The organism is Paraburkholderia acidicola (assembly GCF_002362315.1).
Taxonomy (GTDB): domain Bacteria; phylum Pseudomonadota; class Gammaproteobacteria; order Burkholderiales; family Burkholderiaceae; genus Paraburkholderia; species Paraburkholderia acidicola.
Genome location: NZ_MTZV01000004.1, coordinates 527,104 through 545,482, shown reverse-complemented (window position 1 = coordinate 545,482; position 18,379 = coordinate 527,104). Strand labels below are relative to the sequence as shown.

Below are 18,379 nucleotides of genomic sequence, written 5' to 3'. Positions count from 1 at the left end.
TACCCTATAACAGATTGCTTACGGTAGACTGCACGAGCGGCACAATCGATGAAGCGGTATGGGTGAAATCGACGGTTCGATAATATTCGCATGACCGGAAGATTTTGAAAAATCAGATTAACCATCATCCCGAAGCCAGCTAAAAATGAAAATCCTTCAACGCATTTTGATGCTTGCCCTGGTTTTCTGGCTTGCCGCCTGTGGCCAGGCCGGTCTTCCGTCCGCCGCGTCGCCGTTGGCGCCGACCGATGCCGCCGCCGATCGCCCCGGGCTCGGCACCGCGTGGGGCGAGACCGTGAGTTCGGTGACCCACACCGTCAAGTTCGAGCGCGCCGACAGCACCACACCCGACGACGTCACCTCGATCTATTACAACGACACGATTAAAAGCAATGCCGGCGATTCACGCGCAAGCCTTTCGATGGCAAGCGGCGCGATCAATCTCCGGTTTCGCGACGGCAACAATAACACGCTGAATCTGCTGCACGGCGGCAATGGCCGGTGGAATATCGTCGGGAAAGCGGGAGATCACTACGAGATGGTTTTATATAACAAAGGCCGGGCGCCTTATGAAGTGGTTTCCAGTGTGGACGGTCTCGATGTTATCTCGGGGCGGCCCGGCAGTTATCGCACGGGCGGCTATATTCTCTATCCGGGCAAGACGCTGGTAATCGACGGTTTCCGGAAAAATGAAAGGGAAGTCGCGGCATTCCGCTTTTCGTCGGTGCCGCATAGTTATGTCGCGAATACGTCGAATGGCGATGTCGCCAATGTCGGTGTGATCGGCGTCGCGCTGTTTGCCGAGAAGGACTCGGAGGCGGCAATCCGGATGAAAGCCAATCCATTTCCGCAGAACACGCAGAACGACAGTCGCTTCGCGCCACCGCCCGACTCGATCCCGTGATTCAATGACGAAGCCGCGCCGCAGGACCGTCGCGCGGCGGCAATGCTGGGGGCATCGATGGAACGCGTGTTCATGCTGAGGGGGCGAGCGGTCGCACGGCTCCTCGAAATTCGCAACGGCTTGCCGGGCGGCAGTGCGGCTGCGTCGGGCGCCACGCTCGCGGCCGTCGAACAACTGCTCTTCGACCTCAGAGCCTGTCGCATCGACAGCTTCGTGCTGCCGATCGAAACGCCGGTGCAGGTTTTCGTGACCGACGACTAGATTCGCCATCAAGCACTAACAGGTTTAGCCCGGCGTTACGCCGCGGCACTCGCCCTGGCATTCGCACTCGCATTCGCACTCGCATTCGCACTCGCATTCGCCCTTACACGCAGGGCGATATCCACTATGCCGATCCGAGATAGTCCCTCGAAAGCGTTATGCAACGCGGCTCCGGGGTAAGGGCCCGCACGTCTGTCGGTTGGCTTACGGGTTGTCCCGCATAGGTGTCACGAACCGCTCTTCTCTAGTATCCCGCCATGTCATACAAAGTTCGCTAAACGAAACGACAACCGTTTAGCGAACATTATTAGAACGATTCGACACTGGAGACGGAGATCCATGAAGCTTTCAACGGTTCTGATAGGCGGGCTCGGGCTCGTCAGCGTATCGGCGTATGCGCAGAGCAGCGTGACCTTGTACGGCATTCTCGATACCGGCATCGAATACGTGTCGCATGCGAACGCGGCGGGCAATGCGGTCGTCCGTATGCCGGGCATTACCGGCGAGCTGCCGTCGCGCTGGGGCCTGCGCGGCAGCGAAGATCTGGGCGGCGGCTACAAGGCGGTGTTCGACCTCGAAAGCGGATTCAACACGCGCGCCGGCGACCTCAACCAGGGCGGCCGGCTGTTCGGCCGCCAGGCGTGGGTCGGACTTGCAAGCCCGTATGGGCAACTGTCGTTCGGTCGCCAGTACACGATGACTTATTGGGCGATGGCCGATTCCGACATACTAGGTCCGGACATCTACGGTAGCGGTGCGCTCGATTCCTATCTGCCGAACGCGCGCAGCGATAACACGATCGCGTACAAGGGCACGTTCCATGGGCTGACACTCGGGGCCACCTGGTCGTTCGGCCGCGACGGCGCGGGCACCGGCAACTCGCCCGGTCAGGGCACCTGCGCGGGTCAGGTGCCGGGACAGTCGACCAACTGCCGGGAATGGACGGCGATGCTGAAGTACGACACGGCATCGTTCGGTGTGGCCGCAGCCTATGATGAACAGCGCGGCGGGGCGAGTGCGGCGGCGAACTTCTTCGACGGCGTGACGCCATTCGCACTGACGAGCGGAGCCGACAAGGACGTGCGCATGCAACTGAACGGCTGGGCGAACGTGTTCGGCGTGCACCTGGGCGGCGGCTGGTTAGGGCGCATGGTCGAGGCCGATGCGTCGGGCGGTCCGGACGTGCGCTCGAATCTGTTTTACCTCGGCGCGTCGTATCCTTTCACGCCGGCCTTCACGCTGGATGGCGAGGTCTTCCGGATCATGAACCGCGAGCAGGACGCGCGCGCGACCATGACGACGATACGCGGCACGTATTCGCTGTCGAAGACGACCGCGGTGTATCTGCAGGCGGCTTATCTGTCGAACAGCGCGCACGGTCGCTATACGGTCAGCTCCGGTGGCGGCGGCACCACGCCGCCCGCAGGGGAAGGGCAGACGGGCGTGATGGCCGGCATCCGGCACCTGTTCTGACGCATGCATCGAGCCAACCCATCCACACTATGGAAATGACATGACAGGGCGCCCGGTAGTCAACGTTCAAACGTTTCTTAATGAGCACCCGTTCTCCAGGTTTCAATGGCTCATCTTCGCGATGTGCTTTGTGATTGTCCTGCTGGACGGATTCGACACGGCCGCGATCGGGTTCATTGCGCCGTCGTTGATGGCCGAGTGGAACATCGGCAGGCCCGCGCTCGCGCCGGTTCTGAGCGCTGCGCTATTTGGGCTCGCATTCGGCGCGATTCTCGCCGGGCCGCTGTCGGACCGCCTCGGGCGTCGCGCGCTGCTGATTGCGTCGGTGGTGGTGTTCGCGGTGGCGTGCGTGGCCTCGGCTTACTCCGCCGATCTCACGCAACTGACGGTGCTGCGCTTCATCACGGGCCTTGGGCTCGGTGCCGCGATGCCGAATGCGGTGACGATCATGAGCGAATTCTGTCCTGACCGACGGCGCGCCACCGTGATCAATCTGATGTTCTGCGGCTTCCCGCTTGGCGCGGCATTCGGCGGTTTTCTCGCGGCGTGGCTGATCCCGAACTTCGGCTGGCGCAGCGTCTTGCTGTTCGGCGGAACGACGCCTCTGCTGCTCGTCATCGTGTTGCTCGCCGCGCTACCGGAGTCGGTGCGCTATCGCGTCGCGCGCGCACACCCTGTCGAAAAAATCCGCGCCACGTTACGCCGCATCGATCCCAGTGCCGCCGATGCCAGCGCTTTCGTCATGACGGAGCAGGCCCATGAGGACGCGGGGAAGAGCGGCGCCGCGCTCGTGCTGTCCCGCACCCACCTGGTTGGATCGATCATGTTGTGGCTGACCTACTTCATGGGTCTCGTCATTTTCTATTCGTCGATCAACTGGATGCCGGTCCTGCTGAAGGAAGCGGGCTTGAGCGCGCAGCGGGCCACACTGGTTTCCGCGTTCTTTCCGCTTGGCGGAGTGGGCGCGGTATTGTGCGGCGTCTTGATGGACCGCTTCAACGCCGACCGGATCGTGGCGGCGTGTTACGGATTGACCGCGATCAGCGTGTTCTTCATTGGGCACGCGGTCGGCAATATCGGTCTGCTGGTTCTCACGGTGTTCGCAGCGGGCGTGCTGATGAATACCGCACAGTCATCGATGCCGGCGCTGGCCGCTGCGTTCTATCCGACTCGCGGACGCGGCACCGGCGTTGCATGGATGCTCGGCATCGGCCGGTTTGGCGGCATCGGCGGATCGTTTCTGGTGGCCGAGTTGGCCCGACAGCATGTTTCGTTCGCGGGCATCTTCGCGGTTCTCGCGGTGGCCGGTGTGATTGCGTGCGTTGCGCTGCTCGTCAAGCAGGGCTTTCATCCGCGGCCGGTGATTGCCCAGGCGAGCGAGATCGAACCGCTATCGCATTGAAGCATTGAAAGTGTGCAAAACCCATCGATGAAAGGCGCGGACCGCTGTCCCGCGCCTGACCGCAAGACACTACGCCTCACGCGTCTTCACCATCGTGGGCTTGATGCCGATCGTGTCCAGCGCTTCGTGCATGGTCCGGAAGATCTGCGCGTCGCCGAGCACTTTGGTGATGCCGTGCCGGTTCATATCGGAGCGCAGGTACTGGTTGACGCGCGCAAAGATAACCTTGATCCCGCGCTGTTCGAGCGACTCGCACAGATCGCTGACCGAGCGTGCCGCCGAGTAGTCGAGATCGGTAATCGCCCCGGCATCGACGATGAACGTGTGCACCGGGTGCGGCGCCCGGTCGACGAGACTTTGCACTTCGTCGACGAAGAAGTGATCGTTGGCATAGAACAGATCCGCGCCGAAACGATAGATGATCAACCCCGGCACCGTCTCGCAGCCCGGCAACGCCGGCACCGGCACCCATAACGTATCGGGGCCGGGTGTCAGCATCATCGTGTGCGGGCGGTAGCTGTGGCGGACGTGCTTCAGCAGCGACAGCCCGACGGCAAGCAGGATGCCTTGTTCCACACCGATCAACACCACAGCCGCCGCAGTGAAGACTGCCAGCGTGAATTCGCTGGGGCTTTCGTGGCGAATCGCGCTGAGGCTTTTCAGATTGACGAGGCCGATCGCAATCGTGAAGACGATGCCGGCCAGAATGCAGTGAGGCAGGTACTGCAGCCATCCGCTCAGAAACAGCAGCACCAGCACCACGACCGCGGCGAAGACCACTTGCGCGAACTGGCTGCGGGCACCGGCGCGCTCGGCCATCGCCGTCTGCGTCGGACTGCCGTTGACGACAAACGCACCGGTGAAAGCAGCCGCTGCATTCGCTACGGCGATCCCCAGAATGTCGGCGTTTTCATCGACGGTTTCGTGATACCGCTCGGCGAAGACGCGCCCCGCGGCCGCGCTTTGCGCGATGATCATCGCGAAGCACGAGGCGGCGACAGGCAACAGGTCGAGCGTTTCTCGCCAGCTGACAAACGGCAGATGCAGCGACGGCAAGCCGCCGGCCACCGGCCCGATGACCGAGATGCCATGGCCGGCAAAGCCATAGAGGTAGCTCGCCGCAATCCCGGCGATGACCGCAAAGAGCGACACCGGGAGGCGCGGTGCATAGCGTTTGCTGATCAGGATGCAGATCACGACGAGTAGCGAAATGGCGAGCGTAGGCAGGTTGACCTGATTCAGATGCAGCAGGATCAACCCGAGCTGCGTAACCGTACGCGACGCGTGTCCCGGCACACCGAGCATGTCACCGAGCATCGCGATGCCGACCTGCACACCGACACCGGCCAGAAAGCCGACGAGGACCGTGCGCGACAGAAAATCAGCCAGAAAGCCGAGCTTGAAGATGCGCGCGAGCAGGAGCATGCCCGCCGTCAGCATGGCCACTGCGCCTGCCAGTGCGACATAGGCGCCGCTCGCGAGCGGTGCCATCGTAGACAACTGGCTCGCGAAGATGGTCGCGGTCGCAGAATCGGCGGCGACGACCAGATGACGGGAAGCACCGAAAATCGCAAAGGCGACGATCGGCAGTAACACCGTATAGAGGCCGGTTACCGCGGGCATGCCGGCAATACGCGCATAGCCGAGCACCTGGGGAATATTCATCGACGCGAGCGTGATGCCCGCCAGCGCATCGCGCAGCGCCGCCGCGCGGCCAAGAGGAAGTACACCCTTTAACAGAGGAAGTCGCATCGCCGTTTCCCAAATGGATTGGGTATATAGGAGTTATCGAGCGGAACCGTGGAGCGTCGAAGTGCGGACACATCGAAGCGTGGGTATCCGGGCAGCAATGAAACGATGAACCGGCGTAAGCCATTTGGAGGCCAGACGGCCCTTACACATAGGCTGCAAAGTTACCACGGCTCGCGCGGGTTCGAGGCGAGCGGCCGACGGTGCGTAGTAGAGTGTCGGGCCAAACGTGGGGCTGTTTCGCGGGGATTCAGTGTTTTGTTGCGTTCTTTGTGTCATCGGCGGCGTGGGGTCACGCGTTAGAGGAGCACTGGGACCCCCGGGGTACCGTCGTGCCGTCGCGTGATTTCCGCCGATACCCCACGCTTTTTGCTCGCTTCGCTCGCGTTAGCCCACAGGTTTCCGATTCGCTTATTTCTTCCGCACGAGCCCGATCTTCATGTCATTTTCTATCGTTTCGATTACCCGGGCCGCTGCGCTGGCCGCGTCGCTTTGCGTCCTGCTTGCCGCAGCGGATCGCGCGTATGCCGCCGACAATGTGATCGTGCTCGATTCCGGCGAAGCACAACTGAACCTGATCGACGAAACCACGCACAAGGTCATCGGCACGGAGCCGACCGGCAAGGAACCACACCATCTGCAGATCACGCCCGACGGCCGGTCGCTGATCGTCGCCGATTCGGTGTCCAACGACCTGCTGTTTCTCGATCCGCATACGGGCAAGGTGCAGCGTCGTCTCGAAGATATCGAGGACCCGTATCAGCTGGGTTTCTCCCCCGATCACAAGTGGTTTGTGACCGCCGGGCTCAGGCTCGACCGGGTCGACATCTATCACTACGACGGCCAGAACCTCGTGCTCGCGAAACGCGTGCCGCTCGCGAAGACGCCGAGCCACATGACGTTCGCCTCCGATAACCGCACGGTGTTTGTGACCCTGCAGGACACCGGCGAAGTCGCCGCGATCGATCTGCCGACGCAGACCGTGCTGTGGAAGCTGCATATCGGCAACACGCCGGCCGGCCTGTGGATGACGCCCAACGACCGCTATCTGCTGATCGGCATGACCGGCGAGGACGACGTCGCGGTGATCGACTGGCACAAGCAGCAGGTCGTCAAACGAATCCAGACCGGGCGCGGCGCGCACAACTTCCGCAATCTCGACGACGGTCAGCACATCGCCGTCACGAATCGCGTGGAGAGCACGATCAGCATTCTCGATTACAACGCGCTGACAAAAGTCGCGGACATCACCGGTCTGCTGCCCGGACCCGACGATATGGAACTGTCCGCCGATCGCCGCTACCTGTGGGTCACGTTCCGTTTTGCCAAGCACGTGGGCATCATCGACCTGACGACCCATAAACTTATCGATACCATTGCGGTCGGACGTTCGCCGCACGGACTGTTTTTCGCGAACCGCGCGCCGATTTACGCGCCTAACCCGGACTGATCAAGAGGTTTTCGATGATTCACGAAATTCTCGCGCAGCTCGACAACGGCATCTCGGCACTGCAAACGCTGCTGTACGTCGACGTAGTGCAGCCGTTTTTCTACCGCTTCGGGCTGATGGGCTACGACGAGGATACGTATGACGCGCTCTACTGGGTGATTGTCGGCGTGCTGGAAATCGTCGTGACCTATCTCGCGCTGCGGCCGCTCGAAGCGTTGCGACCCATCGAGACCTGGTCCGATCGCAAGGCGCTACGCTCGGACGTGATCTACACATGGATCGCCAAGCTGGGCATCATCAACATCGCGTTTTTCTTCATGCTGCAGCCACTGTTCAATCACTGGCAAAGCCTGATGGCGATCTACAACATTCCTAATATCGATGTGGATAGCCTGTGGCCCGGCGTGACCGATCAGCCGGTTGTGTCGTTCCTGATCTACCTGATCGTGCTCGACTTCTTCGGCTACTGGTATCACCGCTGGCAGCATCGCTTCGGCGTCTGGTGGGAATTGCACGCCGTGCATCACAGCCAGCAGCAGATGTCGCTGTGGGCCGATGACCGCAATCACTTCCTCGATGACATCATTCAGGCCGCGTTCTTCGCGGCGATTTCGCTGTTTATCGGTGTGCAGCCGGCGCAGTTCGTGGTGCTCGTCGCCGTCGGCAACTTCATGCAGAGCGTGCAGCACGTGAACGCACGGCTTCCTTATGGATGGCTGCTTGAGCGCGTGATCGTGAGCCCGATCTTTCATCGGCGGCATCATGCGATCGGGTACGGCCACGAGGGTGTGCGCTACGGCTGCAACTTCGGCGTGCTGTTTCCGTGGTGGGACATGATCTTCGGTACGGTGTCGTGGAATCGTACCGTCGAGCCGACCGGTATCCGCGATCAGTTGCCGGTGCCGGACGGCGCGGCCCGTTCGTATGGCGAGGGCCTGCTTGCGCAGCAGTGGTATGCGTTTGGTCGTATCGTGAAGCGCTTGCGCGGACAGCGCAATTACGCGGGCGGCGCAACGCGCTGAACTTCTCTTTCAGTCACAAGGTGTGGTTGTGGAATCTATTGTTTTTCGTTCGGCGTTGCTCTCGGATGTTCCTGCTATCGTCGCGTTGCTTGCGGACGACGCGCTCGGTAATCATCGCGAAGTTTTGGGCGAACCGCTCGACAGCCGGTACGTCGATGCTTTCCGCGCCATTGAAGCCGATAAGAACCAGCGGTTAGTGGTGGTGGTCGACGGCAACGAGGTGATCGGCACGCTGCAGCTGTCGTTTGTTCCGGGGATTGCGCGGACGGGCATGTGGCGCGGGCAGATCGAAGCGGTGCGCATTGCCGCGCATCGGCGAGATTCGGGTCTTGGCCAGCGCGTGATGGAATGGGCAATCGAGGAATTCCGGGCGCGCCATTGCGGACTGGTTCAGCTGACTACCGACAAGAGTCGGGGGGATGCGCACCGGTTCTACGAGCGGCTTGGTTTTGTCGCTAGTCACGAGGGGTACAAGCTCGCGTTGTAAACCTCGGGATGCGGTTAGGGGAGCACTGCGCCATCGGCCAGCAGCTTGCCCACTCTCGCGCGCAGCATCGGCAGAATTTCACCATCGAACCACGGGTGCCGTACGAACCAGGCTATGTTGCGCGGCGACGGATGAGGCAGCGCGATGACGGCCGGCGCATAGTCGCGCCATGCCGCGACCGTGTCGGCCAGCGATGCCTTGCGGCGCTCCGCGAGGAAATGCCGCTGTGCGTATTGCCCGATCAGCAAGGTCAGCTCAATGTGCGGCATCAGTGCGAGCAGCCTGTCGAGCCATAACGGTGCGCACTCGGGCCGCGGCGGCAAGTCGCCGCTCTTGCCTTTGCCGGGGTAGCAGAAACCCATCGGCACAATCGCGAACTGCGTCTCGTCGTAGAAGGTCGTATCGTCGACGTCGAGCCACGTGCGTAACCGCTTGCCACTTGCGTCGTTCCACGGGATACCGCTCGCGTGTACGTGGGCACCGGGCGCCTGTCCGACGATCAGAATGCGCGCTTTCGTCGATGCTCTTACAACCGGACGCGGGCCGTGTGGAAGATGTTTTGCGCACACCGTGCACGCGCGGATCTCGCGGAGCAGCGTGTCGAGCGGGGCGGGGTGCGACGCGGGCATGGGTATGGGTGGGGTCGGGCGGATGGGTAGGTGGCAAGTGTATCGCGGGCTGCTACTTACTCTGATGATTGTGTATTACTGAAACAAGCGGGTCTGAAGTGAATGGACCCAACGCGAAGGAGAGCATCGTGCTTTATCCAGCCTATATCCAGCCCGGCGACGCGAAACACGCGAACGGCATCGAGTTTCCCGACTTTCCAGGCTGCTATTCGGCGGCCGATGACTGGGCCGATATTCCTGCCAATGCGCAGGAAGCTGCGGAAGCTCACTTTGCAGATGGTGAGCCGGTTCCGGCACCGTCAGCGCTTGAGCAGTGGCTGAACCATCCAGAGTACCAGGGCGGTGCGTGGATGCTTATCGACATCGACTTGTCGAAGATCAAAAACGCCTAGTCAGAAACGCCACCACCAAAGCGCCCCCTTGCACAAACCCCGCGCTTTGTATAACGTTCCAGTGTTCACCAACGCAGCGCGGAAGAGATCGCCCGGTTTTCACGGACGACGCCGACGGAGCAACCGCCCCGGAAACTCTCAGGCACCCAGGACCGCGCAGCAAGAACATCTGGAGAGCGGCGCTGTTGTTCACGCGCCCACCGAAGGGGATTTCCGCGCCGCCACGGCAGGGAAGAAACTCTCAGGTCCAAGGACAGATGGGGCATCGACGCCAACCGGCGATGCTCAACTCTTTCTGGACCTTGTCATGCACCATATCGCCATCATCGGCGCCGGTATTACCGGCGTCACGACTGCGTACGCCCTGCGCAAACGTGGATTCGACGTCACCCTCATCGAACGCCATCGCTACTCCGCGATGGAGACCTCGTTTGCGAACGGCGGGCAGTTGTCCGCGAGTAACGCCGAGGTGTGGAACAGCACATCGACCGTGCTCAAAGGCCTGCGCTGGATGTTCACCGCGGATGCACCGCTCCTGCTAAGCCTCAAACCGAGCTGGCACAAGTACTCGTGGATGGCCGAGTTTCTCGCGCAGATCCCGCGTTATCGCGCGAATACCGTCGAGACCGTCAGGCTCGCGATCCAGGCGCGCGAGTTTCTCTTCTCGATCGCCGAGCGCGAACACATCGATTTCGATCTGGAAACGCGGGGCATCCTGCACGTGTATCCGGATCGCCGTGGCTTCGAAGCGGCGTCGAAGGTGAACGTGCTTTTGCGTGAAGGTGGGCTCGACCGTCGTGCCGTCACCGACGGTGAAATTCACGCGATCGAACCGACGCTGACCAGCAACTTCTACGGCGGCTTTTTCACACCATCGGACTCCACCGGCGACATTCACAAATTCACACACGGTCTGAGCGACGCATGCGTGCGCGACGGTGTGCGCTTTCTGTACGACACGGAGATTGCCGACATCACGCAGCACAGCGACGGTCGCTTCGAAATCGTTGCGACACAGCCCGACGCACCGTCGAACGGCGATCGCTACGACAGCGTGATCGTGTGTGCCGGCGCGCATAGCCGCCAGTTCGCCGCGATGCTTGGCGACCACGTGAATGTGTACCCGGTGAAGGGCTATTCGATCACCGTGTGTCTCGATGACGAAACCAGCCGCCGCAGTGCGCCCTGGGTGAGTCTGCTCGACGACGGCGCGAAGATCGTCACCAGTCGTCTGGGTGCGGACCGCTTTCGCGTCGCTGGTACGGCGGAAATCAACGGCTTCAATCGCGACATTCGTGCAGAGCGGATTGCACCGTTGATCAACTGGACACGCCGGCATTTCCCCGACGTGTCGACGTCGCGCGTCGTGCCGTGGGCAGGGCTGCGACCGATGATGCCGGGCATGCTGCCGAAAGTAGGACCAGGCAAGCGACGCGGTGTGTTCTACAACACCGGACATGGGCACCTTGGCTGGACACTTTCGGCGGCGACGGCGGAAGGCGTCGCGCTGGCGGTTGAGGCATCGCTCGGGCATTGAGCGCGGTAACCGCTAGAATCGCGGTTTTAGCCCGGAATATGTCCATGTCTTTTGCCTCGCTTGGCCTGATCGATGCGTTGCTGCGTAATCTGCAGGACCTCAATTACCAGACACCTACGCCGGTGCAGGCCAAGGCGATTCCTGCTGTGCTCAGCGGCAAGGACGTCATGGCTGCGGCGCAGACCGGCACGGGTAAAACGGCTGGTTTTGCGCTGCCGCTCCTGCAACGGCTGGTGCAGCACGGCCCGGCGGTGTCCAGCAATCGCGCGCGCGTTCTGGTGCTGGTGCCCACGCGCGAACTGGCTGAGCAGGTGCTGCAAAGCTTTATCGATTACGGCAAAGGCCTCGACTTACGATTCCTGGCCGCCTACGGCGGTGTGAGTATCAATCCGCAGATGATGACGTTGCGCAAAGGCGTCGATGTGCTCGTTGCCACGCCGGGCCGTTTGCTGGATCTGAATCGCCAGAACGCGGTGCAGTTTGATCAGGTGCAGACGCTGGTGCTCGATGAAGCCGACCGCATGCTGGATTTGGGCTTTGCACGCGAACTCAACGCTGTTTTTGCTGCGTTGCCTGTTCAGCGCCAGACCTTGCTGTTCTCGGCCACGTTTAGCGACGAGATCCGCGCCATGGCGGCGAGCATTCTGCGCGGCCCGGTCGATATTAGCGTCAGCCCGCCCAATGCCACGGCGAGCCGGATCAAGCAGTGGGTGGTGACGGTGGATAAAAAGAACAAGCCGGACCTGTTCATGCACCTTGTGGCGGCGAACAGCTGGCAGCACGCGCTGGTGTTCGTCAAAACCCGCGTTGGCGTGGAGTACCTGGCGGCCATGCTCGATGAAGCGGGCTATGCGGTCGACACCATCCACGGCGATAAACCGCAGCCCGCGCGTCTGCGTGCGCTTGAGCGCTTCAAGACGGGCGAAGTGCATATGCTGGTTGCCACCGATGTGGCTGCGCGCGGGCTCGATATCGACGACCTGCCGCTGGTGATCAACGTCGATCTGCCGATCGTCGCGCAAGACTATGTGCACCGTATTGGCCGTACCGGTCGTGCGGGTGCTAGTGGCGTGGCGGTGTCGCTTGTGTGTGCCGATGAAGCGCCGCAACTGGCCGCGATTGAAGCGCTGATCCGGCAAACGTTGCGTCGTGAGGAAGAGCCGGGCTTTGAAGCTGAACACCGTGTGCCGCAAACCAGTGCGACGGGCGAGATTATCAAGAAGCCTAAAAAGCCTAAGAAGGCGAAAGTGCTGCAAGTTGCGTCGGGTGCTATGCAGGTGCCCGGTAAAAAGCCGCGGGTGCAAAGTGGCGAAGACAAACGCAAGCCTGTGGCGCAGCGCGTTTTGGCTGCGGGTAAAAGCACAAGCGGCACAGGCTTCTCCGGCGGTAATCCATTCAGCGTGCAAAAACCACGCAGCAAACCCGCCAGCAAGCCAGTTGCGGGTTCACGTAAGCCGGCTGGCAAACCCGCCGGTGGTCGTGGCAAGCGCCAACCCTGATTCATGGGGCGAGTAACGTCAGCCATAGACCTCGCCGAGCTTTTCACACCGACGTCAAGGCATCAGTACCGTGTCGACGACATGAATCACGCCGTTCGATTGCATCACGTCGCCAATCGTTACATGCGCGACGTCGCCCTTGTCGTCGGTGATGGCCCACCCTTTGCCGTCCTTGCTGACGATCAGCGAATCGCCCTCGACCGTTTTCAGGCTCGCCTTGCCACCACCCTGATCGACTGCCATCGCGAGGTCGTGCGCGGTGATGCGACCCGGTACGACGTGATACGTGAGCACTTTCACGAGCGTTGCCTTGTTCTCCGGCTTGAGCAGCGTCTGGACGGTTCCGGGCGGCAATGCGGCAAATGCCTCGTTGGTCGGTGCGAAGACCGTGAAGGGTCCGGTGCCCGACAGCGTATCCACGAGACCGCCTGCCTTGACGGCCGCTACCAGCGTCGTGTGGTCTTTCGAATTCACGGCGTTGGCAATGATATTTTTCGACGGGTACATCGCGGCGCCGCCGACTTCCACCGTATTGTCGGTGGACATCGATCCGGCCGTCGCGGCGGGCACGGCCGTTCCCAACGCCAGCGCAAGCGTGAGCATTGCACCGATGGTCTTCATCTGGTTACAGGATTGCATTTCGGTTCTCCCCGAAAGATCGACGCTTCCGGACTGGAAGCAATCGGAGATACGGATCGAACGAACCGACGGATGCACGTACTTCGATTAAATATGCAGAAACGGCTTATGCACCACCGACTCCCCCTTTCGCGAGCACGGGCCCGGTTGGCTGTCCGGTAGGCGACCCGCCGTACGGTTCCAGCGACACAGCGAGGATGGCCCGAGGGTCCAGCTGTGCGAGTCGCGCTGGCGGCAGCGTGACGATAGTCGGCCGGTCGGCGGCGATCACACCGAGCGAGACAGGTCGAGCGTCCGACGGGATGAGCCACAGCTCTGTGGAACGACCGGCGGCGACCGCCGTGCCGCTGGCCGGAACGATCACCATGCGGGCACGCTGAACGTCGACGGTAGCGGTCCATCCTGCTCCACCGTCTTCACGGCCGATATTCGCAACCAGGTAGCCGCTATTGCCCGGCACCTCCGGCACCGCGACGGGTCCACGCCAGACAGGCACCACGGCCACGATCGCCAGCACCACAGCCGCGACGCTCGAACCGATGCCGACCCAGCGCCACAAGCGAACGTTGTCCCACAGCCTGGCGCGAGGCCGATATGGTGCGGCCGATGCGAAACCCAGTTCGGACTGGATGCGCGCCAATACATAGGGCGCCGGCGCGATCTCGCCGACATCCTCGCTCAGCGGCATCAGGCGTTCCTGCCAGCGCGCTACGTTCGCGGCGAGCCGGGGGTCGTGCTGCATCGCCTCCTCGATCTGCCTGCGCTCGTCAGCGTCGAGCACGCCCAGTACATACTCGGCGCACCGCAGTTCGTCGGGATCGTGTGAGGGCGTATTCATTGATCGAGGCAGGTTTTGAGCTGAATCAGGCTACGCCGGATCCAGCTTTTCATGGTACCGAGCGGCACGCTCAGGCGCACAGCCAGTTCGGCATACGTCGCACCCGTAAAAAAGGCTTCTCGTACGAGGGTTCCCTGCTGGGCAGGCAGGGCGTCGAGGCACCGTTCCAGACGCCGCTTCTCCTGACTGCGCTCCGCCATTGCGGCCGGCGAAGGATGCTCGTCGGCGAGTTCCTCTTCCATCGATGCGTCCAGCGGTTCCTCGCGCCGGCGCCGTAAGCGGTCGATGGCCCGGTTGCGCGCGATCGTCGCGAGCCAGGTAACGGCGCTGGCGAGTCCTGGGTCGAAGCTTGCAGCCTGGCGCCATACCGTGACATAGACGTCTTGAAGGACTTCTTCGGCTTCACCGCGATCGCGCAGCATCCTCACGCATACGCCGAACAGTTTGGCGGAAGTGCGTTGATAGAGCGTGGCGAATGCTGCCTGGTCGCCTTCGCCCGCCTCATGCAACAGGCGGTTCAGCTCATGGCGGCGATGGGCTTCAACTCCGTCCAACGGACGGTCGTCGTTGGTCGCTGCATTTCGTTGCATGTCCATCGCGCTCCCTGCGGGTTGGCTGCGCGTAATCGGGAATAACAGCAACGTCGCCGTGCGGTGGTCACTCAAAGCGCGTGCTGTCTGCGCATGTGGCCATCGGATGTTCAGGCTCTCCTGTGCATGCCACCGCGCCTTCGTGGACTACGTCAGCGTTTGCCACAGGAGGACAAGATTGAGCGCCATCACGACGGCCGCGTCAAACGATGCGACGGGGATCGTCGAATGGCGATTGCGGTGCTGTGCCATCCATCGCCTGCTCGACGAAAACCAGACGACCATCGCCATCGGTACCGGAAGCGCGATACTGAGCACCACCTGACTGATGATCAAGGCCCGGGTCGGATTCGCACCAAAGCCGATTACAACAAATGCCGGCAACATTGTCACGAGCCGTCTGAGCCAGACTGGTATGCGGAAACCGACGAAGCCCTGCATGATCATCTTCATCTTCCGGAGAAACGGCGAGTCCTCATTGACCTCTACGGAGCGGATGGATCGACGGATGCAGGCGAACAAAAATATAGTCGACGACGCTGCGCGACAGCATCGATCGGCGGTGCACGGCATAGAGGAAGTTCGCGACGAACGTCGGCGAATGAGAGGAGCCCGGTAGCGGCGGACGGCCGGGTTCTAGCAAGAAGTATCGGCCGTCCGGATTTTTGCAAGAACTGTGGCAGCGGTTTTTCACCTACCCGCCACAGTTCTCACTTTCTGCAGCACCTGATAACACTTCAGCCCGAAGACACAAGCGACCCCGAAGGCACAATCCGCAACCCATCAGGCCTACGCGCAAACGGACTCCACCAAGTCAGATGCATACTCGCCACGCCCGTGTTGTGCACATACTCGACCTTGATCGAAGCATGCCGCCGCGCTTTCAACCAGACGGTACCGCTCACTGTCGACAGTGATGCACTCTTCTTGTTGATCACCTCCACACCATCGATCCACAGACGCGCCACGTTATCGCTATTGATCGAGAACCGGTACGGCCCACTCACCGCAGCTTCAATCGCGCCAGTCCACCGCACGCCATAGCCGGTAGCATTCACCCCCGCCGACGCATCGGGCGAATCCGTACCACGCTCAGTGTTCAGATCGAAATCAATCAACGGCGTAATCGAAGTCTTCACCGGAGCGCTGTTAAAAGTCGGATCGTTGTAATACCCGACATTCAGCACAGGCAGCTTCACATAGAACCCACCGGTCAACGCCTGCATTTCCGCCGTCGACCACGGATGGCCGTCAGGATAGATCGTCCCCTGGAACGGTATCGCCGGTTCGACGGTGGCAGGCGCACTCGGCACTTGCCCCCAATGGAAGCGCGTATTCGTGCGACCGATCATCAACTCCCAGATGATGAAACCCGTCGTGCCACCGTAGTTCGAGACGATACCCGCCATCGTCTGTCCGGTCGTGCCTGGAAAACCGCGTTGCAACGTTTCCGAGTTCAACGCATTGACGCTGCTGCCGTTAATCGGACCCGTGTACGGATTGTTGTACGGATGGAACGCGTAGAAGTCGGAGAAGTAGCTGCCTTCGTCTTCCTGCACCTGCGGCGAGTTGATTGGTTGCGTCGCGCCCGCATTCAGGATCGCGATGCGCGCGTCGTTCATCATCACCGCACGCGTTTCCTGCAGCGCGCCGTTGCCGCTACAACCCGGTTCATTCATCGGTTCCCAGAAGACGATACGCGGGTCGTTCCGGTGCGGCGCGACGAAGTCGGTGATGTAGTTCGCGAGGCTCGCCTTGTACGTCACGTTCGGATTCGACGCGCTCGGCTGGAAGTACGCCTGTTCAATCGGTGTGCCTGGCGACTGTACCCACCGGCTGTTATGCACGCCCCAGACCGGCGCCGGCTGCGGACCGTATTCCGGCGTCTGGTTCCAGCAGTCGTCGTAGAAGATCGGCGACACCTTGATGCCGTGACGCGCGGCAATCTCGAGCAGGTTCTCGAACTTGCTCAGGAACGCGACACGATCGTTGGCCCATACCAGGTAGTGCAGGTACACCGAGATCGTGTTGATGCCGTAGGTCTGCGCGTACGTCAGTTCGCGGTTCACGACGGAGGGATCGTAGTTCTGCCAGAAGTCGATCGCGTTCACTGCGGTCGATGAGGAGTACACCATGCCGACGACCTTCGAGAAATCGTAGGTGGGCGAAGTAACGGTCGGGTATGTCTTGATCGTGATGTTGCTGAACGTCGCGCCGACACCAAAGCGGCGCACGCCGAAACTGCCTGACGCGAACGCCGCGGGCAGTGCGTTGGTCGCGTCGTTGAGACTGAGCACGCGTTGCTGGTCGAGATCGACGGTGATCGCGGTGCCGCTCGTCGTGACCTTCAGATGGTGCGTGCTGCCACCGACTATCGTGCTCACCGGGTAGTCGATGAAGTTGGTCCAGTTGTTATTCTCGCGGCCGACCACGAGCGTATGCGCGGCGGTGTCGAGGCCGATGAAGTAGCCGGTCAGGCTATCGAATCCGCCGGCCGTCGGGTTGGTCGTGCGAACGATGAAGCCCGCGTTCGCCGGGCCGTTGCCGACCGGCGGCGTGACCGTCACGTCGGCTTCGTACGAGGCGGTCGTATAGGTATTCGCGAGCGCAACGGCCTTGTCGCCGGCACCGGTGCCGTTGGTCGCGGGGGCGGGAATCGTCACGCTACCGCTCGTCGTGCCCGCTGCCCAGCCCTGAGTCGAACCGGCAGAGAGATAGCTCGTGAAGTCGCCAAAACTGAGCGTCGTAGTCGACAGCACAGGGGGCGGTGGAGGCGGCGTGTATGGCGGCAGGTTCTGATCGGGATCGCGGATCACAACCGCAGGCGTGGTGGTTTTCATCCCGAGCGCAACGCCTTGCGCCGCCTTGAATTCGCTCTCGACGTTCGACGCCGCCGCGGCCGATGCCGCCACCGCATTGGCTGCCACCGGCACCTGCTTGTTTGCTGTCGAGACGGCCGATGGCGAATCGCCATTGCCCCCGCAAGCGGCCAGCATCGCTGCTGCCGCCAGCACCAGATAATTGCGCACCTGTATCTCCTGAGATCCCGTCTAATCAGAGGTCTGGGTCATTATTATTAATTTATTCCGAACGTCCTTTGGACGGACGACATCGTGCTACGCCAGAACAGGAGGCGCTCGCAGGAAAGGTCTGGTAATGAATTTTCGATGATGAATAATATTATTACTAAGAGATATCTCTATCAGGACTAACCCTGAAAGGTCGGTTTTCGTCGCAACGCTGCTGTCAGCCTCTATCGACGGATGTCACGCATTCGACATCCACCATCGGCAGCATGTCCGCCTGACCTGGTCGATCAACAGCGCAACACCAGGGCACAACACCGGAGCGCAATGCCAGCGCATCAAGCCGGTCGCAGGCACGCTGGCATCGCATCGTCCAGATCCCCGATTCCAGATCCGCGTGCTGTTCAGGCGCGCGAAATACGCGGCAAGGTGTCAGTGCGGGAGCCCGTTACTCATCTCGCGCGCTCCGTCGACAGCAAAA

At 61.5% G+C, this 18,379-nt stretch carries 17 protein-coding genes and 1 riboswitch; of the genes, 10 read left to right on the top strand and 7 right to left on the bottom strand.

Annotated features, from left to right (window positions below):
- Positions 1-145 precede the first annotated feature (145 nt).
- The 4 genes from BWP39_RS12640 to BWP39_RS12625 all read left to right on the top strand — a co-directional run bounded on the left by BWP39_RS12640 (position 146) and on the right by BWP39_RS12625 (position 4,040).
- Complete coding sequence (locus tag BWP39_RS12640) at positions 146-904, top strand: LptM family lipoprotein (protein WP_096720612.1); 759 nt, start codon at positions 146-148, stop codon at positions 902-904.
- Positions 905-961: 57 nt separating this feature from the next.
- Positions 962-1,165 carry a hypothetical protein gene (locus tag BWP39_RS12635; protein ID WP_096720610.1) on the top strand — a complete coding sequence of 68 codons (204 nt, stop codon included), beginning with the start codon at positions 962-964 and terminating at the stop codon, positions 1,163-1,165.
- A gap of 339 nt (positions 1,166-1,504) precedes the next feature.
- On the top strand, positions 1,505-2,638 hold the full coding sequence (locus tag BWP39_RS12630; RefSeq protein WP_096720608.1) for a porin: 1,134 nt from the start codon (positions 1,505-1,507) through the stop codon (positions 2,636-2,638).
- A 40-nt stretch (positions 2,639-2,678) separates the two neighbouring features.
- Positions 2,679-4,040, top strand: coding sequence for an MFS transporter (locus tag BWP39_RS12625; protein ID WP_096720606.1), 1,362 nt, complete (start codon positions 2,679-2,681; stop codon positions 4,038-4,040).
- A gap of 69 nt (positions 4,041-4,109) precedes the next feature.
- On the opposite strand, the gene BWP39_RS12620 is transcribed toward BWP39_RS12625, so the two are convergent.
- Positions 4,110-5,792 carry a SulP family inorganic anion transporter gene (locus BWP39_RS12620; RefSeq protein ID WP_096720604.1) on the bottom strand — a complete coding sequence of 561 codons (1,683 nt, stop codon included), beginning with the start codon at positions 5,790-5,792 and terminating at the stop codon, positions 4,110-4,112.
- A 436-nt stretch (positions 5,793-6,228) separates the two neighbouring features.
- On the opposite strand from BWP39_RS12620, the gene BWP39_RS12615 reads away from it, so the two are divergent.
- From BWP39_RS12615 to BWP39_RS12605, 3 genes are read left to right on the top strand one after another with little or no spacing between them, the layout of a single operon-like run.
- A complete protein-coding gene (locus BWP39_RS12615) occupies positions 6,229-7,239 on the top strand; it encodes a YncE family protein (protein ID WP_096720602.1) in 1,011 nt (336 codons plus the stop codon).
- A gap of 14 nt (positions 7,240-7,253) precedes the next feature.
- Positions 7,254-8,261: a sterol desaturase family protein gene (locus BWP39_RS12610; protein ID WP_096720600.1), complete on the top strand. Its 1,008-nt coding sequence runs from the start codon at positions 7,254-7,256 to the stop codon at positions 8,259-8,261.
- A gap of 28 nt (positions 8,262-8,289) precedes the next feature.
- Entirely contained in the window at positions 8,290-8,748 is a 459-nt protein-coding gene (locus tag BWP39_RS12605; protein ID WP_096720598.1) for a GNAT family N-acetyltransferase, read from the top strand.
- A gap of 14 nt (positions 8,749-8,762) precedes the next feature.
- On the opposite strand, the gene BWP39_RS12600 is transcribed toward BWP39_RS12605, so the two are convergent.
- Positions 8,763-9,377, bottom strand: a complete 615-nt coding sequence (locus BWP39_RS12600; protein WP_096720596.1) for a uracil-DNA glycosylase family protein — start codon at positions 9,375-9,377, stop codon at positions 8,763-8,765.
- Positions 9,378-9,505: 128 nt separating this feature from the next.
- Between BWP39_RS12600 and BWP39_RS12595 the strand changes: the two genes are divergently transcribed.
- From BWP39_RS12595 to BWP39_RS12585, 3 genes are all read left to right on the top strand, one after another.
- A complete protein-coding gene (locus BWP39_RS12595; RefSeq protein ID WP_096722502.1) occupies positions 9,506-9,769 on the top strand; it encodes a type II toxin-antitoxin system HicB family antitoxin in 264 nt (87 codons plus the stop codon).
- Positions 9,770-9,928: 159 nt separating this feature from the next.
- A riboswitch (glycine riboswitch) is annotated at positions 9,929-10,036 on the top strand.
- Positions 10,037-10,076: 40 nt separating this feature from the next.
- On the top strand, positions 10,077-11,306 hold the full coding sequence (locus tag BWP39_RS12590) for a D-amino acid dehydrogenase (protein ID WP_096720593.1): 1,230 nt from the start codon (positions 10,077-10,079) through the stop codon (positions 11,304-11,306).
- A 44-nt stretch (positions 11,307-11,350) separates the two neighbouring features.
- Positions 11,351-12,805, top strand: a complete 1,455-nt coding sequence (locus tag BWP39_RS12585) for a DEAD/DEAH box helicase (RefSeq protein WP_096720591.1) — start codon at positions 11,351-11,353, stop codon at positions 12,803-12,805.
- Between the two features lie 54 nt (positions 12,806-12,859).
- Here the strand turns inward: BWP39_RS12585 and BWP39_RS12580 are convergent, their stop codons facing one another.
- The 5 genes from BWP39_RS12580 to BWP39_RS12560 all read right to left on the bottom strand — a co-directional run bounded on the left by BWP39_RS12580 (position 12,860) and on the right by BWP39_RS12560 (position 17,901).
- Positions 12,860-13,351, bottom strand: a complete 492-nt coding sequence (locus BWP39_RS12580) for a fasciclin domain-containing protein (RefSeq protein WP_235851444.1) — start codon at positions 13,349-13,351, stop codon at positions 12,860-12,862.
- A 199-nt stretch (positions 13,352-13,550) separates the two neighbouring features.
- Entirely contained in the window at positions 13,551-14,282 is a 732-nt protein-coding gene (locus BWP39_RS12575; RefSeq protein ID WP_096720589.1) for an anti-sigma factor, read from the bottom strand.
- Entirely contained in the window at positions 14,279-14,878 is a 600-nt protein-coding gene (locus tag BWP39_RS12570) for a sigma-70 family RNA polymerase sigma factor (protein ID WP_096720587.1), read from the bottom strand. The genes BWP39_RS12575 and BWP39_RS12570 overlap by 4 nt, the downstream gene beginning before the upstream one ends.
- A gap of 141 nt (positions 14,879-15,019) precedes the next feature.
- Entirely contained in the window at positions 15,020-15,325 is a 306-nt protein-coding gene (locus BWP39_RS12565) for a divalent metal cation transporter (RefSeq protein WP_207556784.1), read from the bottom strand.
- 284 nt (positions 15,326-15,609) lie between these two features.
- On the bottom strand, positions 15,610-17,901 hold the full coding sequence (locus BWP39_RS12560; RefSeq protein WP_207556783.1) for a PA14 domain-containing protein: 2,292 nt from the start codon (positions 17,899-17,901) through the stop codon (positions 15,610-15,612).
- Between the last annotated feature and the right edge of the window lie 478 nt (positions 17,902-18,379).

What these genes read in the sequence shown, in the direction of transcription:
- BWP39_RS12640 (WP_096720612.1), top strand. Translation starts at nt 146, where the DNA reads ATGAAAATCCTTCAACGCATTTTGATGCTTGCCCTGGTTTTCTGGCTT.
- BWP39_RS12635 (WP_096720610.1), top strand. Translation starts at nt 962, where the DNA reads ATGGAACGCGTGTTCATGCTGAGGGGGCGAGCGGTCGCACGGCTCCTC.
- BWP39_RS12630 (WP_096720608.1), top strand. Translation starts at nt 1,505, where the DNA reads ATGAAGCTTTCAACGGTTCTGATAGGCGGGCTCGGGCTCGTCAGCGTA.
- BWP39_RS12625 (WP_096720606.1), top strand. Translation starts at nt 2,679, where the DNA reads ATGACAGGGCGCCCGGTAGTCAACGTTCAAACGTTTCTTAATGAGCAC.
- BWP39_RS12620 (WP_096720604.1), bottom strand. Translation starts at nt 5,792, where the DNA reads ATGCGACTTCCTCTGTTAAAGGGTGTACTTCCTCTTGGCCGCGCGGCG.
- BWP39_RS12615 (WP_096720602.1), top strand. Translation starts at nt 6,229, where the DNA reads ATGTCATTTTCTATCGTTTCGATTACCCGGGCCGCTGCGCTGGCCGCG.
- BWP39_RS12610 (WP_096720600.1), top strand. Translation starts at nt 7,254, where the DNA reads ATGATTCACGAAATTCTCGCGCAGCTCGACAACGGCATCTCGGCACTG.
- BWP39_RS12600 (WP_096720596.1), bottom strand. Translation starts at nt 9,377, where the DNA reads ATGCCCGCGTCGCACCCCGCCCCGCTCGACACGCTGCTCCGCGAGATC.
- BWP39_RS12590 (WP_096720593.1), top strand. Translation starts at nt 10,077, where the DNA reads ATGCACCATATCGCCATCATCGGCGCCGGTATTACCGGCGTCACGACT.
- BWP39_RS12585 (WP_096720591.1), top strand. Translation starts at nt 11,351, where the DNA reads ATGTCTTTTGCCTCGCTTGGCCTGATCGATGCGTTGCTGCGTAATCTG.
- BWP39_RS12580 (WP_235851444.1), bottom strand. Translation starts at nt 13,351, where the DNA reads ATGTCCACCGACAATACGGTGGAAGTCGGCGGCGCCGCGATGTACCCG.
- BWP39_RS12575 (WP_096720589.1), bottom strand. Translation starts at nt 14,282, where the DNA reads ATGAATACGCCCTCACACGATCCCGACGAACTGCGGTGCGCCGAGTAT.
- BWP39_RS12570 (WP_096720587.1), bottom strand. Translation starts at nt 14,878, where the DNA reads ATGGACATGCAACGAAATGCAGCGACCAACGACGACCGTCCGTTGGAC.
- BWP39_RS12565 (WP_207556784.1), bottom strand. Translation starts at nt 15,325, where the DNA reads ATGAAGATGATCATGCAGGGCTTCGTCGGTTTCCGCATACCAGTCTGG.